This window comes from Bacteroides sp. (assembly GCF_052357945.1).
In the GTDB taxonomy this organism is placed as follows: domain Bacteria; phylum Bacteroidota; class Bacteroidia; order Bacteroidales; family Bacteroidaceae; genus Bacteroides.
In genome coordinates this window covers 69,830-86,812 of sequence record NZ_DAWCXD010000005.1, presented here as the reverse complement: position 1 = coordinate 86,812, position 16,983 = coordinate 69,830, and the positions used below count along the sequence as shown (strand labels likewise).

10 protein-coding genes are annotated in these 16,983 nt (G+C 42.0%); 5 read left to right on the top strand and 5 right to left on the bottom strand.

Annotation, left to right across the window (positions count from 1 at the left end; all coding sequences use genetic code 11):
- Nucleotides 1–12: 12 nt before the first annotated feature.
- The 4 genes from ACT8YW_RS02750 to cysS all read left to right on the top strand — a co-directional run bounded on the left by ACT8YW_RS02750 (nt 13) and on the right by cysS (nt 7,369).
- On the top strand, nt 13–2,601 hold the full coding sequence (locus ACT8YW_RS02750) for a DUF4955 domain-containing protein (protein WP_444103914.1): 2,589 nt from the start codon (nt 13–15) through the stop codon (nt 2,599–2,601).
- 21 nt (nt 2,602–2,622) lie between these two features.
- Nucleotides 2,623–4,626: a PL29 family lyase N-terminal domain-containing protein gene (locus ACT8YW_RS02745; RefSeq protein WP_444103913.1), complete on the top strand. Its 2,004-nt coding sequence runs from the start codon at nt 2,623–2,625 to the stop codon at nt 4,624–4,626.
- Between the two features lie 239 nt (nt 4,627–4,865).
- Complete coding sequence (locus ACT8YW_RS02740; RefSeq protein ID WP_444103911.1) at nt 4,866–5,678, top strand: Cof-type HAD-IIB family hydrolase; 813 nt, start codon at nt 4,866–4,868, stop codon at nt 5,676–5,678.
- 209 nt (nt 5,679–5,887) lie between these two features.
- On the top strand, nt 5,888–7,369 hold the full coding sequence (gene cysS, locus ACT8YW_RS02735; RefSeq protein ID WP_444103910.1) for a cysteine--tRNA ligase: 1,482 nt from the start codon (nt 5,888–5,890) through the stop codon (nt 7,367–7,369).
- A 140-nt stretch (nt 7,370–7,509) separates the two neighbouring features.
- On the opposite strand, the gene ACT8YW_RS02730 is transcribed toward cysS, so the two are convergent.
- The 3 genes from ACT8YW_RS02730 to ACT8YW_RS02720 all read right to left on the bottom strand — a co-directional run bounded on the left by ACT8YW_RS02730 (nt 7,510) and on the right by ACT8YW_RS02720 (nt 13,420).
- On the bottom strand, nt 7,510–10,371 hold the full coding sequence (locus ACT8YW_RS02730; protein ID WP_444103908.1) for a chondroitinase family polysaccharide lyase: 2,862 nt from the start codon (nt 10,369–10,371) through the stop codon (nt 7,510–7,512).
- A 130-nt stretch (nt 10,372–10,501) separates the two neighbouring features.
- Nucleotides 10,502–12,052: a sulfatase family protein gene (locus tag ACT8YW_RS02725; protein ID WP_444103907.1), complete on the bottom strand. Its 1,551-nt coding sequence runs from the start codon at nt 12,050–12,052 to the stop codon at nt 10,502–10,504.
- A gap of 165 nt (nt 12,053–12,217) precedes the next feature.
- A complete protein-coding gene (locus ACT8YW_RS02720; protein ID WP_444103905.1) occupies nt 12,218–13,420 on the bottom strand; it encodes a glycoside hydrolase family 88 protein in 1,203 nt (400 codons plus the stop codon).
- Between the two features lie 185 nt (nt 13,421–13,605).
- Here ACT8YW_RS02720 and ACT8YW_RS02715 point away from each other — a divergent pair, with 185 nt between their 5' ends.
- On the top strand, nt 13,606–14,016 hold the full coding sequence (locus ACT8YW_RS02715) for a PaaI family thioesterase (RefSeq protein ID WP_444103904.1): 411 nt from the start codon (nt 13,606–13,608) through the stop codon (nt 14,014–14,016).
- An 80-nt stretch (nt 14,017–14,096) separates the two neighbouring features.
- Here the strand turns inward: ACT8YW_RS02715 and ACT8YW_RS02710 are convergent, their stop codons facing one another.
- Together ACT8YW_RS02710 and ACT8YW_RS02705 are read right to left on the bottom strand one after the other, a co-directional pair.
- A complete protein-coding gene (locus tag ACT8YW_RS02710; RefSeq protein ID WP_008641759.1) occupies nt 14,097–14,972 on the bottom strand; it encodes a DUF3108 domain-containing protein in 876 nt (291 codons plus the stop codon).
- Nucleotides 14,917–16,833, bottom strand: coding sequence for an Ig-like domain-containing domain (locus ACT8YW_RS02705; RefSeq protein WP_444103902.1), 1,917 nt, complete (start codon nt 16,831–16,833; stop codon nt 14,917–14,919). Before ACT8YW_RS02705 ends, ACT8YW_RS02710 begins: the two co-directional genes overlap by 56 nt.
- Nucleotides 16,834–16,983 lie beyond the last annotated feature (150 nt).

Below are 16,983 nucleotides of genomic sequence, written 5' to 3'. Positions count from 1 at the left end.
AATAATAAACGTATGAAAAACAGGAGCATTACCTACCTATTACTATTTGGTATTTGCAGCATGTTGGCAATCATGCAATCGTGCCAGAAAACAGATGACCTGGAAGCAGACATCAATTCTCTGAAAGACCGTGTCGCTGCTTTGGAAAAAGCAACGGAAGGACTGAATACTTCATTTGCCAGTCTGCAAGCCCTTATGCAAAAAAACAAAGTAATTATCGGAATTACTCCGACTAAAGATGGTCTGGGATATTTGCTGGAACTTAGTGACGGAACAAGCATTAAAGTCATGGAAAGTGAAGCGGTACAGGCGTCTGTCCCTGAATTTTCAGTAGATGAAGAAGGCTACTGGATATATAAAACAAGTAGTGATACCGATTTCAAATATCTGCCAGGAGCCGATGGAGAGAAAGTATCAGCATGGCCCCGTGATGAAGAAGGCAATGTGGTGGCAACTCCATTAATCAGCGTATCCTCCAGTGGATATTGGCAAGTGAGCTACGATAATGGACAAACGTATACAAGCTTAGGAACTAAGGCCGAAGGTGGAAGTCAGGGAGGAACCAGTATATTCAGTAAGGTAGAATATAATGAGGCAAACCACACTTTCTCATTCACATTATCCGATGGAGGAAAAACATATACCTTTCCGGTAGATGACACCTTTGGACTGATAATTTATGGTCTCAATGATGCCGACAGCGAACAAGCTGTGCAGGTTTTCGCCCCCAATGAGAATCATAAGGAATATAAAGTAGAACAGAATGACGTACAGCAAGCCGTAGTACAAGCTCCTAAAGGATGGAATGTTCTTTTGTCCGAGAACTTGTTAACTATCACACCACAAGCAACTGCGACAAAGGATGTGGAAGAAACTATTAAAATTGTACTGACTTCATCAAAGAATTATATCCGTATTGTATCTATTGAAGTTAAACAACTTTCCAGCGAAGCCGGAGCAGAAGCCTGGCAGCAGTTTGTTAACGCTGACCAACAGAATGTGTTATTAGACTTTTCATACGCCGGATATAAGTATGGCGAAATGGCTCCTCCCGAAATAGAAACGCTAACAGCGCAAGGATATAAAGTATACGATGTTACAGATCCCAAATATGGAGCTATCCCCAACGATGGCAAATCTGACAGAGCAGCTTTCATGAAGGTCTTGGAAGAAATAGCGAGTCAAACAAAGCAAGAAGACAACAATATGACCGACCGATATATCAAAGAAAATGCTAAAGCTATTATCTACTTTCCCGAAGGAAACTATATCCTGCAAGATGAGGATTCTAAAGATCGTAGGATTCGTATATCGATGAGTGATATTGTTTTAAAAGGAGCCGGAAAAAATAAAACGACACTCGAAATGACCGCTGCCAATAATTCTCTCAAGCCAACCGAAGAAATGTGGAATGCTCCCGTCATGATGGAGTTCAAACACAATACAGGATTGGGAGATCCTGTCGGTACCATCACCGAAGATGCTCCGATAGGCAGCAAAACCATAACGGCTAGTTTAACAGGAGTAAGCGGAGGAAGTTGGATATGCCTTGTATTGGAAAATACGGATGACAATGTAATTAACTCCGAATTATATCCACACAAATGGGAAGATATTAAGATACAGCAAGGCGGTACTCCCAATATCAAGACAAAAGGGATTCAGATATACGAATATCATCAGATTGAGAAAATCAACGGTAACAATGTTATCCTCAAAGAGCCTATCATGCATGCCATCAATAAAGACTGGGGATGGAAAGTACACAAGTTTGCAAACTATGCCAATGTTGGTGTAGAAGATCTTACATTCAAAGGACATGCCAAAGAGAAGTTCATTCATCACGGCTCTGACATTGACGATGGTGGTTTTAAGCTCATCGATTTTGTGCGTCTAACCAATTCGTGGATGCGCCGGGTTAATTTTGAGAGTGTTAGTGAAGCCATGTCAATCACAAGTTCTGCCAACTGTTCTGCTTATGACATCACTATTGGCGGTAATCGTGGACACGCCTCTATCCGTTCACAGGCTTCTTCCCGTATCTTTATTGGAAAAGTAACTGAAAACAGCAATGGCTACACACTTAGAAAAGGAGAAGGTGAAAGCACATTGATGGAATATAAAACGAACGTTGGACAATATCACGCTTGCGGTGTTTCAAAGCAAAGTATGGGTGCTGTAATATGGAATGTTAGATGGGGAGATGATTCTTGCTTTGAATCACATGCCACACAGCCACGTGCAACACTAATCGACTGCTGTTCCGGTGGTTTCATGCATTGGAGACAAGGAGGAGACTCTGCCCAAATGCCTAATCATATGGAGAATCTGACAATATGGAATTTCTATGCAACAAATGCACAAACAGACCAGGACATCGATACAGAAGGTAAATTTACCTGGTGGGATAGTAACGGCTTTTGGTGGAAATTTATGCCTCCTATTATTGTCGGTTTCCACGGAAGTCCTTTAGATTTTGATGCTACTCAAATGAAGCGACTCGAAAGTAACGGAACTGCTGTGGAACCATATTCACTCTATGAGGCTCAATTACGTAAACGTTTGGGATATGTTCCTTCCTGGCTATCCTCTTTAAAATAATAACTTTAAAACAATATAATCATGAAAAAAGTATGGAGTATGTTCATGTTATTGGCTGTATGCCTGGTAGCATGTACCAACATTGACGATTTGGAAGATGATGTAGACGCACTGAAAAAGCGCGTTACCGCACTCGAGACACAAGTACGTGATATAAATAGTAACACAGAAGCTCTTCGCGAACTTTATAATGAAGGAACATTTATTACTAATATAGAGGAAAAGTCTGATTCTTACACACTCACTTTGAGCAATGGAAAGACAGTAAATCTATATATGAAAAACGATAATAACCTGTTATGCCCTATTATCGGTATCGATTCAGAAGGCTACTGGACTGTTCTTTATAACAAAAATGAAACTCCGGAGCGTCTGACTGTAAACGGACAACCTGTGAAGGCTAATGGAGAGAGTGGTAAAACTCCCACATTCAATGTAGATAGCGAAGGTTACTGGCAAGTTAGCTATGACGGAGGAAAAAATTATGAATATATATACAAAGAAGGAACTACTGACAAAGTCAGCGCAACTGGTGACGGTTCCGCTCCGGCAGAAGACAAAAACTTCAAGAGTGTAACAGTAGAAAACAACGAACTGGTCTTAGTACTTGCGGGTGAGGATGCTCCAACCATACGTATCCCTATCATCAGCGACTTTGAATGTAGTTTTGCGGCTGAAGATTTAGAACAAATACAAGAGTTTTCTGCAGGTGAAACGAAAGAATTTACCATGACCATGAGAGGAGTAGAAAATACAATGATTACTGCTCCAGAAGGATGGAGTGCTAAATTCTCTAAGGAAGCTGGAAAAGAAAATGTATTGATTGTTACTGCCCCTGCATCAAGCGCAAAGATGATGACTCGTGCAACAGCTGATAACAGTACTGATATTGCGATATTGGCAACAAGTGGAAAGTATGCTATGATTGCAAAGATTCAGGTTAAAATTATAGATACCCCACAATCCAAAGACTTCTACACAGAGTATAATACAAATGGAAATATTACTATTGGAAATGTTTCCATAACCAAAGGAGCAAATGAAGCTATATTATTAGATGGTTCTGATGAGAGTGCTTCTAATATCAGAAACCTAATCCATCAAAAGACAGAACAAACTGTTATTTTCTTGGAAAAGGGAGCTTACGACTTTAATACGCCAACTATTGCTGAAATCACAGGACCAGTTGTTATTATTGGAAGATATAGCGACAGTAAACCTATATTAAAGCCAAACCTCTTTTGGAAACTCAGATCTGGTAAATTGATATTTAAAAATATACAATTAGACCTGACAAATATTGATGCCAGCGAAAACAATGATAAATTTATGTTCTGTAATGCAAATGCTACAGCTGATTTTGAAGACTTTGTATTCGAAGATTGTGAAATAACTAATATTCAAAAAGAGTTTTATTATAACAATACAGCAGAATATACAATCAAGAATATTTATGTAAAGAACTCACTTTTTCAATTAAAGACAACAATCGATGGTATTCTAATATTCAAAATCTATAATACATCCCATTTAGATGCAATGCAATCGTTTATTTTCGACAATAACATTGTATACAATAAAACGTCAGTTGCCGGACAGATTCTTTCATGGAATCACAATATTGCGCAAATTCCCGATCAGCAACAAACAGAAGTGTCTTTCTGTAATAATACCATTGTAAATTATGTGGGAAAGAACTACCATCTAAAATTCTATGATACTAAAAAAATTACGATCATGAAAAATATTTTCTATGCAGATCCCAATATGAGTAGTGACGCTACAATGTGTGGTATTTATAAAAAAGAAAGTACTCCAGAATTCGATGTAAAAGATAATATAGCATATGGACTTGCCGAAGCAAATAAATGGAATAGTTTTGGTGCAACAGTTAAGCCTACCAACCCAATCGAAGAACAATTACTTCGCTTGACAAATAGTCCGTTCACTTCAATGGATTTGGATAAAGGCATCTTTATACCAGATAATGCATATACAGGGTTTGGGTCTACTATTATTAAATAAGCTATATACTCAAGTATCTTAAAGTAGAAAAGGATGCCCTACGGGCATCCTTTTCTACTTTATAAGTTTTTTCAGCTATCTCGTCATAAATAAACGTATGATTACGTTGCACTATAATAGTGCAAATAACAAAATAAATTGCACTCTCACAGTGCAATTTCAGCTAAAGCCACATCTTTTCCCCCACCACCTTGCGGAAAAACTTTTTTAATCTATCTTTGCACCCAAAACAACGCTACATGAAATACAAACTTATCGTGCTCGACCTTGACGGCACACTCACCAATTCTAAAAAAGAAATCACTCCCCGCAACAGGGAAACTCTAATACGTATACAAGAGCAAGGAATACGACTCGTATTAGCTTCCGGACGACCTACTTATGGTATTGTACCATTAGCCAACGAATTACGGATGAATGAATTCGGAGGTTTCATCCTTTCCTATAACGGAGGTGAAATTATCAATTGGGAAACAAAAGAGATGGTATATGAAAATGTGTTACCTAATGAAGTTGTTCCAATGCTCTACGAATGTGCCCGTACCCACCAACTAAGTATATTAACCTATGACGGAGCAGAGATAATAACCGAAAACTCTCAAGATCCATACGTATTAAAAGAGGCCTTTCTCAATAAAATGACAGTTCGGGAGACAAATGACTTCCTGACAGACATCACGCTTCCCGTAGCCAAATGCCTCATCGTAGGAGATGCCGATAAACTGATTCCACTTGAAGCCGAACTTTGTCTCCGGTTACAAGGCCGCATTAATGTTTTCCGTTCAGAACCCTATTTTCTCGAATTAGTCCCGCAAGGTATCGACAAGGCTCTTTCTTTGGCCGTCCTGTTAAAAGAAATAGGGGTAGCGCGTGAAGAAGTTATAGCCATAGGTGATGGATATAATGACCTATCTATGATTAAATTTGCAGGACTGGGGATTGCCATGGGAAATGCTCAAGAACCTGTAAAGAAAGCAGCAGATTACATCACTCTAAGTAACGAAGAAGACGGTGTAGCAGAAGCAATCAATAAGTTTTGCAATCAACAATAGCCAAACATTTACTGACATGCCGGCAGAGTTTTAGTTTCTCGGTGTGAAACTATTGGTTCCTCGGTGTGAAACTGTTAGTTTCATACCGGAAAACAAATCACATTACTGGTAAAAACGACCCGACACTTAAAATCAACCGATTAAAGATAGGGCGCATATTCAGATTTTATACTAACTTTGCGATTCCAATAAAACAAATATAAAATGTTATGGAACATCAACTTACCATTTACAACACCTTAGATAGAAAGAAAGAGTTGTTTGTACCGCTTCATGCACCTCATGTAGGCATGTATGTGTGCGGACCGACTGTTTACGGAGATGCCCATTTAGGACACGCCCGCCCGGCTATAACCTTCGATGTGTTATTCCGCTATCTCACCCACCTAGGATATAAAGTACGCTACGTACGAAATATTACCGACGTAGGTCATTTGGAACATGATGCTGATGACGGAGAAGACAAGATTGCCAAGAAAGCACGTCTGGAAGAGTTGGAACCAATGGAGGTTGTTCAATATTTCCTGAACCGCTATCATAAAGCAATGGAAGCGTTGAATGTACTTTCTCCAAGCATTGAGCCACATGCTTCAGGACATATCATTGAACAAATCCAACTGGTACAGAAGATTTTGGATGCCGGATATGCCTATGAAAGCGAAGGCTCCGTCTACTTCGATGTAGCCAAATACAATAAAGATTACCACTACGGAAAACTTTCCGGACGTAATCTGGACGACGTATTAAATACCACCCGTGACCTCGACGGACAAAGCGAAAAACGCAATCCCGCCGACTTCGCCCTTTGGAAAAAGGCACAACCTGAACATATCATGCGCTGGCCGTCTCCATGGAGCGACGGTTTCCCCGGATGGCACACCGAATGTACCGCTATGGGACGCAAATACCTAGGTGAACACTTCGATATTCACGGAGGAGGAATGGACTTGATTTTCCCTCACCACGAATGTGAAATCGCACAATCGGTAGCTTCACAAGGCGACGACATGGTTCACTACTGGATGCACAACAACATGATTACCATCAACGGAACCAAGATGGGTAAATCACTCGGCAACTTCATCACTTTGGACGAATTCTTCAACGGTACTCATAAGCTGCTAGCACAAGCCTACACACCAATGACAATCCGTTTCTTCATCCTGCAAGCTCATTACCGCAGCACGGTAGACTTTAGCAATGAAGCACTGCAAGCATCCGAAAAAGGGCTGCAACGTCTGATGGAAGCCATTGACGCATTGGATAAGATTACTCCCGCACCGGCAACTTCAGAGGGAATCAACGTGAAAGAACTGCGCGCTAAATGCTATGAAGCAATGAATGACGACTTGAATACACCGATTGTCATCGCACAGCTTTTCGAAGGTGCCCGCATTATTAACAATATCATTGCCGGCAATGCTACCATATCCGCCGAAGACCTGAAAGAGTTGAAAGAAACATTCCATCTATTCAGTTTCGACATCATGGGATTGAAAGAAGAAAAAGGCTCTTCTGATGGTCGTGAAGCAGCCTACGGCAAGGTAGTAGATATGCTACTGGAACAACGTATGAAAGCGAAAGCCAACAAAGACTGGACTACTTCCGACGAAATCCGCAACACACTGACAGCACTCGGATTTGAAATCAAAGATACTAAAGACGGTTTCGAATGGAGACTGAATAAGTAACAAGAAAAGAAAGTGCTCAACGCACCTTGTAAATACAAAGAAGACCGGCTCACCACGAACCGGTCTTCTCTTTTTTCATAGAAACATGATAACTAATACCCTCTCTTTAAATTCTTATTTTCTCTTATCTTATTCACTAATTATTTATTTTCCATGAGCATTTCAACCGGCTGTCCATGCTGACAAGTTACCGTCAGTACGGTCTGGTCTCCCTGCTGTTCCAACTGGGCATTTTCCATCGGGCTTGTCAATCTCCAATGTCCTTTAAGCCGTATCTCCTTAGTAATAGGACGACTGGGTTCTTTCGTTGTATACGTCTTCTCTTCTATATTCAGATTCGGATCACAGACGCTTAAACGAATCCCCTTATCAGATTCCTTTGCATACATCACCATTGTTTCCGCAGGAATAGCCACGAACACTTTATCAGTGGCAGGCTGATAAGCTTCAAAAGCAGCATACGCCGTGATACCTGTCTTTTTATCATAAACAACGTGAGCAGTCTGATCGCGTTGCAACACCTCGTATGCAGGAGTTTTACGCAGCTCGTCGAGTTCGGAAACAGAAGGTTGTATCAATACCATATATTCATAAGTCCCTTCTTTCGGCGCCTTGCCATGTTCTATCCAGGCAGAAGAGAATTTTCCTTTGGTTATTTCACGCGTCTTTTCATGCCGTGATTCCTGTTCTGCCACCTGTGAACGAACGGTTCCGTCCACTACATGATAATAATTGTCATAACCATCATGAAGCCAATAGCTATCCTCTCCTACTTTGGACTCCTTACCATTATATTTTGTCTGGAAAAGAGTCGTTTCCGTAGGATAATCCGTATTGGAGTTCGAAATACCTGTTCCCAGGCAAACCATCCGGTTATCAAAACAGAAAACGGATTTACGGGCCACAAAGTCCGGTGTGAAGTTCTCATAATCCCGTTCTGCCAATTTCATAGCGAACATTCCATTTTTACCATCTAAAGAACTGCTTCCGGAGAAATTCTCTTTGGAGCGTGCCATGGTCGTTCCTTTCAATGGGCTATCAAGCAAATCGAAAGGCAAATGAATGGTAGTTGTACCCGGCAAACGGTTCCAGTCCCATCCCTCCTGCACGAAGCCACTTCCGGCACGTGACACGGGATTCCCTTTCCCCATAATCTGCACGGAGCCATAACTCTGATAACGTCCGTAACGGTTATCTTTCGTATAAATTTCAGAGCCCCATACGTCAGTGGTATACCCTTTCAATGTCACCATCCAGTCCGCACGACGGAAAATGCCTGCCGAACCATAGTTGTAAACGAAGAATCCCTGTGGAGCCTGTGCCGGTTGAATACCTTCCTTCTTGAAGAAACGCGCATTCGGAGTATCACTATTGCGTATCAGACGCAAATAGTCGGCAGCCAGACCACGATCAAACGTATTTCCCTGACCGGACAAATCGCCGGATAAAGCTATATTGGCAAATGCTTCGATATCATCGCTTCCCATCTTCCCTCCAAAAGGATGACGACCACTGATTCCGATGCCCCATTCATAGAAATTGCAATAATTGCGCATAGCAATAAAGGCTGATTTCATGTGTTTGCGCGCATCTTCGGTCAGTTCAAAACTTGTACCATTGGTAAATGCAATATATTCTCCTACAGTCGCAAGTACTCCAGTGGTATATCCCGGATAGAAACCGCCATGATGGAAAGTCGTACCGTCTACCTTTATACCACCGATCGTTCCCGGAGTATAACGCAAAGAAGAAGAAAGCCAACGTGACAAGCCACTCAAAGCTTGCGCCTGTTCCCTTGCATCGGGAAACATCATAGCGGAAATAAATTTCGCCATCAATAACGTATGCCAGGAATCCAACAATTCATCACGTGTTGGAGAGCATGGCTGACGAGTTTCCTGCAGAGCCGCCCAAAAACGCAATGTGGAGAGATAAGCATCCCGATGAGGATGTTTATAGATAGCATCACGCATCAGCCAGGCAGTTGTATATATCTTACGTACCTGATAACCATAATGATGATTGGTGCCCATACCGCTACCGTATGCAAATCCCTGATCGATAGCATAGTCGAATACGGTAAAGTAGTTTTTCTTTGATGTTTCGTTCTGATTATAACAAGCATCATAGGCAAAACCGGAAAGCATCGTTTCAATATCGTTCCATGACATTTCTCCTTTCTTCTTGTCCTGTTCATCAGGAGCAACAATAGGAGTTCCTATAAATCCCGTTCCGGCGATGGATGGACTGATAGCCGCTTTCTCAAATGTTTTATAGGCAGCATTAATCGGTCCTTGCGGAGCCTTTTTCACTTCCAAAAAGTCAGTCAAACGTTGCTCGATAGTCTTCAGTTCCTTCTTTTGCTCGCTTGCTAATTTAGAAGGCAGAGGAATATCATACGACAGTTGTTCCCATTTCCACACGAGACACCAATGCCACAGGTCACGATTAGACAGCCCATTATTAGTAGGCAACTGCTGATCGGGGGTAGTACGAAGATTCATTTTCTTTTCCGGAAAAGTCAGACGGTCAAGAAAGATACGTCCCTTCCGTTGCGGGGCAACCAGCCGATAGGCTACGATCTTCTTATCTTTCTTGTCTCCCTGCATATACTCAAAAGAGATCCAGCAGGCCCGCCAGCCTGCTGCCTGCAAACGATAAGAGAACCAATAAGAGACTTCTCCCGCCTTATTCAGAAACTCAAAACGAATAGAATCCTGTTGTGGTTTCTCATTATAAATCCATAAGGTAATGCCGAACTGCTTCTCGTTTCTCGTATTCAACGATAAAGGAGCAACTTGAACGTCCAGCGTAGAACCGGGCTGAAAGTCCCATTCCAGACTACTTTCACCCTCCTTGTAAAAAAGAGAAGAGATTTTCACTTCTCCCTTTCCGGAAACTTTAAATGCTTCGGGCACTTCCCCTTCAAATCCGATGAGTTGGGCGAAAGCTGAAGGAATAATTCCCAAAAGGAATAATATTATAAAACAACTGCTTTTCATTACTGAATTGTTATCTTTTTTAGGCACGGATTACACGGATGAACGCGGTTACTTTGCAACAATGACAACACTAAAGACCCTGAATCCGCGTGATCTGTGCCTAAATGATTATATAAGAATACATAAATCGTTAATAAGGAATCCGATCCGACAGAATCTTTTCCGTATACCAAGGATCATTAATCTCCTTTAGCATAGCTCCCATTTCACCGCAAAGTTGTGCCACAATTTCCTTATTTTCTTCCAAAGGCAAGTTATGCAGTTGATATGGATCTTTTACATCATCGAATAAGAGGCTTTTCTTCAATTGCTTCGTATCACGGTCGATATATAAAGCCAACGTATATTGAGCCGTCTTGATACCTCTTGAAGAAGGGAAGTAAGTCTGCACCAATCCATTCTCATCTTTATCGCCATCTACATTCTGAATATACAGTGCACCTGTAGGACGAACAATTTCAGCCTTTTCATCGAAGAAAAGAGGAGCGAAATTACGTCCCTGCACCTCTGCCGGAATAGAATCACCCAGTCCGCACAAGCCAAGCACCGTAGGCATAATATCAGGAGCCGAGAGCAATAAATCATCTACCCTCGGCTGAATCTTACCGGGGAAACGAACCAGGAACGGAATATTCATGGATTCAGAATAAGGGGAATTCTTCGGATCATCAGTGCGCTGGCTACACATCGTCTCGCCATGATCGGAAGCAAAAATTACGACTGTATTCTTATCCAATCCCAGTTCTTTCAATATCGTCAAAATCTGTCCGAAAGCACGGTCTACTCCGGTAACGGAAGCGAAATAATAACGTGCAGACTCCGCTTTCTTCATCTTCAAATCGACATTCGGACGAATCAGCAGACTATCCAGAGGCTGATCTTTATAAAGATTGAAATCCTGCTCTTCGCAGTCATTCAAAGAACGATACGGGCTGTGAGGAGGATTCATACCCACCATTATGAAGAAAGGTTTCTTGGTATCACGCACGTTACCGTCATTTTTCAGATAAGAAATGACTTTACCTGCCTCATGCAGGGGCGACCATTCTTTCGGATCGTGTCTCTTGCCATCCGTGTCCCAATAATGCGGGTTCTTATGTTCATCAAATGTACCGTAAGAATACCAGTAATTAAAACCATGACGACGTTCTTTCGGAGTATAAGCATCCCATGCCGGACGTTTCTCTTCTACATATTGTCCCGGATGTTCAGGATCGTTCGGAGTTGGGAAGTCAGCATGAAGTTTACCGAAGTAGGCACAATCGTAACCTGCTTTACTAAATACATCACCAATACATTCCGCATCTTCGCGTAAAGAACTGATCGGACGTGTGGAGTTACAATTCAATGGCACACCGCTTTTATTCGGGTACATACCGGTCAGTAACATTCCACGATGAGGGCTACTCAACGGACAGTTACTCTGTGCAGACGACAGTACCATCGATTCACGCGCAAACGCATCCAAATTAGGAGTATGCACGGGGTCTCCTTTAAAATTTACTTTATCCCGAAATCCGTCCTGATTCCAAAAGCCCATCGCCTGATTACGGTATTGATCGGGAAATACATAAATTATATTGGGATGTTCTGCTTGTTGGGGCACTTGCTTCGGAGCCTTGCAACCCTGTGCGGCAAACAGTGTCAGGCCTCCTACAAGAAGGTTAATAGGTTTGTTCATGATAGTTTACGATAAATGATTTAAACAGGTTAGTGATAAATGATAAGAGGGGAATAACAAACAATCAATGCTGAATGATAAACGGTAAACATGTTACGTTAGAATCTGTAAAGTATTCATCGTTCACTGTTTACCGTTCATTATTTTTTTGTTATTTCTTATTCCTTATTTCTTTTCTAAATCTCTTTTACGCATCAATCCTTCCAGGAAGTAATAGTCAGCATAGTTCAGAGGGACATCGATTTCCTGACCGTGAGGAATACTACCTACTGAATGCATCAGGATAAAGTTGCCATTTGTTCCAACCTTTGCACGATAAGCAGGCGAGCCTAAACTTTCCATAATCTTATCAGCGGTTTCCTTGTAATGATTACCTGGCAGGTAGCCATCCAGTTCGTAAAGGGCAGAAGCCGTACAAGCGGCAGCAGAAGCATCACGCGGTTCGTTTGGAATATTCGGAGCATCGTAATCCCAGTAAGGAACAAGATCTTCCGGCATATTCTTATTATTAAATATAAAATTATATACTTTTTGTGCCTGGTCGAGGTATTTCTTGTCTTTCGTATAACGATAGCAAGTAGTGTATCCATAGAGTGCCCAAGCTTGTCCGCGAGCCCAAGCCGATTCGTCGGCATATCCCTGTGCAGTTTGTCTCTTACGCACTTCTCCTGTCTCCGGATCGTAATCTACCACATGGTAGCAGCTGTTGTCCGAACGGAAGTGATGAGCCATTGTTGTATCAGCATGCTTCACTGCAATATTATAGAAAGTAGAATCACCTGAAAGAGCGGTTGCCTCAAACAAGAGTTCGAGATTCATCATATTATCAATAATCACCGGACATTTCCATCCACGCGTTCCCTGCCAGCCTCTATCGGCATCCCATGACTGGATAACGCCTGCATTCGGACGAAAACGAGTGGAAAGCGACTTGGCTGTTTCAACAATTACATCTTTATATTCTTTCTTGTCTGCCAAACGGTATCCGTTCAAATAACTGCAACCAATCATGAAACCTACATCATGATGCCATTTCAGATATTTCACAGAATCAAGAGCTTCTGTATATTTTTCGGCCAATGGTAACCATTTCTGATCTCCTGTCAGATTATATGTGAGCCACATACTGCCGGGGAAGAAGCCGGAACACCAATCATCGATAGGTATATAAGAAATACTACCATCTTCGTTGATAGTTCTTGGATTCAGGATCTTACCGGATTTTTCAATAATGTCCGTTTGGATTGTGTTCTGTGCCACAGCGTTGTCGATGTTGTCCTGAATAAAGTCTACTTCAACCTTTTTTTGTCCACCGCAACTCGTAAAGATCAATAGGGAAAGTCCTAATGCGCTAAGAATTGTTTTCATAATACAAGGATTATTTGTTAAGTGATTAATTTTCTTGATGGCAAAAGTAGTGCATTTAAATAGAATTGACCGACCTAAATAATCCAAATGAAAGACAATTTTGGTACATTTGCAAAAGAAATAGTAGATTTATAAAGATGAATCACACCTAGAGATACAATGTTGACAACTTTAAACAAACTCATATGACTCCACAAGATTTCTTTAAGAATGATTTATTTGCCGAAAACACAGGAGTAGCACTGCTGGAAGTACGCAAAGGTTACAGTAAAGCCAAATTAGAAATAAAACCCGAACATCTTAATGCAGGAGCCCGCACACAAGGAGGAGCGATCTTCACGTTAGCAGATCTGGCACTTGCCGCAGCAGCCAACTCACACGGCACACTAGCTTTCTCTCTCTCATCCACTATTACTTTCCTGCGTGCCAGCGGCCCCGGAGATACTCTCTTTGCCGAAGCACGCGAACGCTATATCGGCCGAAGTACAGGTTGCTATCAGGTAGATATAACAAACCAAGACGGAGAGCTGATTGCAACTTTTGAATCCAGCGTGTTCCGAAAGGATCAGAAAGTGCCTTTCGAAGTTCAGGAATAAAAAACAGGAAGGTATATCAACACTCTTAACAGGTTGGCAGGTCAATTTACTTCTGATATGCCTTCGTTTTTTCTCTATATCTATTTAACGATAGAAGTCAGCGGATGTCGGTTACCCGTCACATTATTCAGGAATGCTTTCGCCGAACCGAAGTTCAGGAATAAATCCAGGCGGACAGGAAGATGGTTCAAGTCGTCCGTCACGAAGAAAGTAATCACCTCCTTTTCTTTTCCTTTCTTATCATATTCTACCAATGAGAAGATCAGGCAACGGTAAGTAACTCCATTCTCCGCTTTCACATTTTCTTTTCCACGGTAGATAAGCGTTTGCTCTTCCACTTTACGGCCCGTAGCCATCGGGAACTTGATTTTGTCTCCCACCTTATAATCTGCAGGGTCGTAAGAACGTGCCTGCGCCAAGATGCTTAACATATCGTATATACAGCGGCTATCGCTAGCTTCAGATTCATCAAACGCTCCATCCCGGTAGGTACGCTTTTGATTTACCAGACAAAGACCGTCCTTATAAGAAAACCAAGCCTCATCGACCGTGTAACGTTTTCCCTCTTCGGCACCTTTGCGGAAATAGCGCGGTTCCAGTTTTTCACCGATCACGCAAGTCAGCGTATCGCGCATCTTGAAAAAGAAGTCTGCCCGTTTACTGCCTAAAGCGAGCAGGTTAATCCGGTAGGCTGGCTGCGAATGATAAGTGGTCGCATTCGTTGTCAGACTGGCGAGTCCGGCTTTCACCCAGACAAACTTCCAGTTGAAGTATAAATCATACATTACATGTTCGCCGGATTGAAACGCATCATTCTTCGCTTCACATTGGGCACTGGCAGGGAGGGCGAAAGCTCCCATCAGTAAGGCCACTAATCCGATAATAAAATTGCGTCGAACGCTAACGACGGCGGTTCTGACTATTTCGTTCCCGATCCTTTTTCTTCTTGTCTTCATCTGGTTTTTGTTTTTTAAGTTCATCCAGCTTTTGCTTATCCAGCGGAACTGCATGAATATCCCAACTTTGTTCTAGATCCCAGTTGGCTTTCGGCTCTAAAATCTGATTATAATAATACACCTCTTCGGGCTGCACCCCTTTTTCAAAATTGCCGGTATCCCATTCACCGTTTCCATTCCGGTCGTTAATCAACCGGGCGGAGTACTTACCGGGATTTAAGTAATAAAAGTCGGCATAACCTCCTTCCTCTACTCTTCTTCGGCGTACCACTTTATCCTGCGCATCCAACAGTTCAACGAAAGCATTAGGTTCCGCTCCCGTCACCACAAACGTGATTTTGGCATATTCTTCCAAACTACGCACCTTGAACCCTTGTTTTATTTTGTCTGTAAACAATCCGTATATACCATGGAACGCAGTCGAGTCTACCGAAAATTCATATTCCAGTGTCGGCTCCCAATCATAATACAGATTGAACCTCTTTAGATTCACAGAGTCCTGTTCAAAGTCGAATGGTATATCTTTCCAGAGCGTATCTACCTTTTGCCGTAGATGGATGGCCGCAGTATCGAAACTGGCTATCGGTTCTTCAAAACTCAAAGAGATAGAACCATATACATCCATTGACGAAGGAGCACCGACATTTACCGGCAAGAATTTTGTCGGTTCGGGTTCATCCTCTTCACCTTTCTTTTTCTTCTTTTTCTTTTTGTCCTTATCCGGCTCCTCTTTCTTATATTTCTGCTTCGAAACGAGGTTGAGCGTATCCGTACGGGGCACTAACTGATTCAATGTATCCGTATAAAGATAAGTCAGGCTCATGGCCAGCGTATCCTGCTTAAAGAGCAGGGAGTCTTTTACCCAATAATGGATGGTGTCGTTCCGCTGATTCTTTTCGATAACAAAAGCATCCTTTTCATCGAAGTTCAAGCCTTTCAATACAGGCAAAGTATCTGCCTTACCTGCAAAATAGAACGTAAACTTCTGCGGAACCAGTCTTTCCGACTTGATAAGGTATTGCGAATAATTGAGTTCCTTAAAGGCACGGAGGATGACATCATCCGGCAAATAATGCATATATTTCTTCTCAACAATCGTGTCATAAGTCAATGAATCCACCCAAGCCGTATCCATGCGGATACGTTCTTCCATACGAGGGATAATCAACGAGTCATGGAAAGCGATCATCTCGCTCTTCTGATTAAAAGTAAAGTTCTGGTCGGCATCCATCAAACCGTAGATACGATACTTGCCGGGAGCTATACCCCGGATAGAGAAACGTCCACGGCTATCTGTACGTGCCACACGGTCGAAAGGCAATTTGTTGAAAGCCGAATCATTCAGGTTGGAATGTAGCCCGACAAGCATACCTTTAATAGGTTCCAGGTTAGAGGCGTCGAGCATCGTTCCTGCTACTTCCATCGTATCGATTTCCGTACCGGTAGAGAACGTAAACGCAAAGTTACCCAACGGGTTACCTTCATTATTGTCGACAATTGCATCCGAGAAGTCAATCGTATAGGTCGTGTTAGGCTTCAAAGAGTCGAGCAGGTTGACTTGTATTCTCTTGCCGGAAGCCTTGATTTCCGGTTGCTGTATCTGGGGAGGAGAAACAACGACTTTTTCGGTTGCTTTCTCCAGCTTAATAAACTCATCAAACATCAAAGAAATTTTAGTTCTTTCATTATTCAGAGCGCCCGCAGCAGGAGTACTACCGATGAAACGGGGCGGCGTCTCATCATAAGGGCCTCCGTCCGGCCGTCCAATACTGGCGCAGGAATATAACATAGCTGCCAGCGTTACTACCGGAAGCACCTTGCGAACTATTTGCTTTATCTTTTGATTCTCAAATTGTAACATGCTGCAAAAATAAGGGTTCTTATTCAATAAACACCACACTTTCTAGCTAATTTATTAAAAAAGGAAAGGGTGACTCAAGGTAATAAACAATATTTGCGACGTTTTTATTTCTTTCTTACTAATAGATTTCGTTTTATTGCCGAAAGAAAT

Coding starts and splice junctions, on each gene's coding strand:
- ACT8YW_RS02705 (WP_444103902.1), bottom strand. CDS start 16,833: ATGTTACAATTTGAGAATCAAAAGATAAAGCAAATAGTTCGCAAGGTG.
- ACT8YW_RS02720 (WP_444103905.1), bottom strand. CDS start 13,420: ATGAAAACAATTCTTAGCGCATTAGGACTTTCCCTATTGATCTTTACG.
- cysS (WP_444103910.1), top strand. CDS start 5,888: ATGGAACATCAACTTACCATTTACAACACCTTAGATAGAAAGAAAGAG.
- ACT8YW_RS02725 (WP_444103907.1), bottom strand. CDS start 12,052: ATGAACAAACCTATTAACCTTCTTGTAGGAGGCCTGACACTGTTTGCC.
- ACT8YW_RS02710 (WP_008641759.1), bottom strand. CDS start 14,972: ATGAAGACAAGAAGAAAAAGGATCGGGAACGAAATAGTCAGAACCGCC.
- ACT8YW_RS02740 (WP_444103911.1), top strand. CDS start 4,866: ATGAAATACAAACTTATCGTGCTCGACCTTGACGGCACACTCACCAAT.
- ACT8YW_RS02750 (WP_444103914.1), top strand. CDS start 13: ATGAAAAACAGGAGCATTACCTACCTATTACTATTTGGTATTTGCAGC.
- ACT8YW_RS02730 (WP_444103908.1), bottom strand. CDS start 10,371: ATGAAAAGCAGTTGTTTTATAATATTATTCCTTTTGGGAATTATTCCT.
- ACT8YW_RS02745 (WP_444103913.1), top strand. CDS start 2,623: ATGAAAAAAGTATGGAGTATGTTCATGTTATTGGCTGTATGCCTGGTA.
- ACT8YW_RS02715 (WP_444103904.1), top strand. CDS start 13,606: ATGACTCCACAAGATTTCTTTAAGAATGATTTATTTGCCGAAAACACA.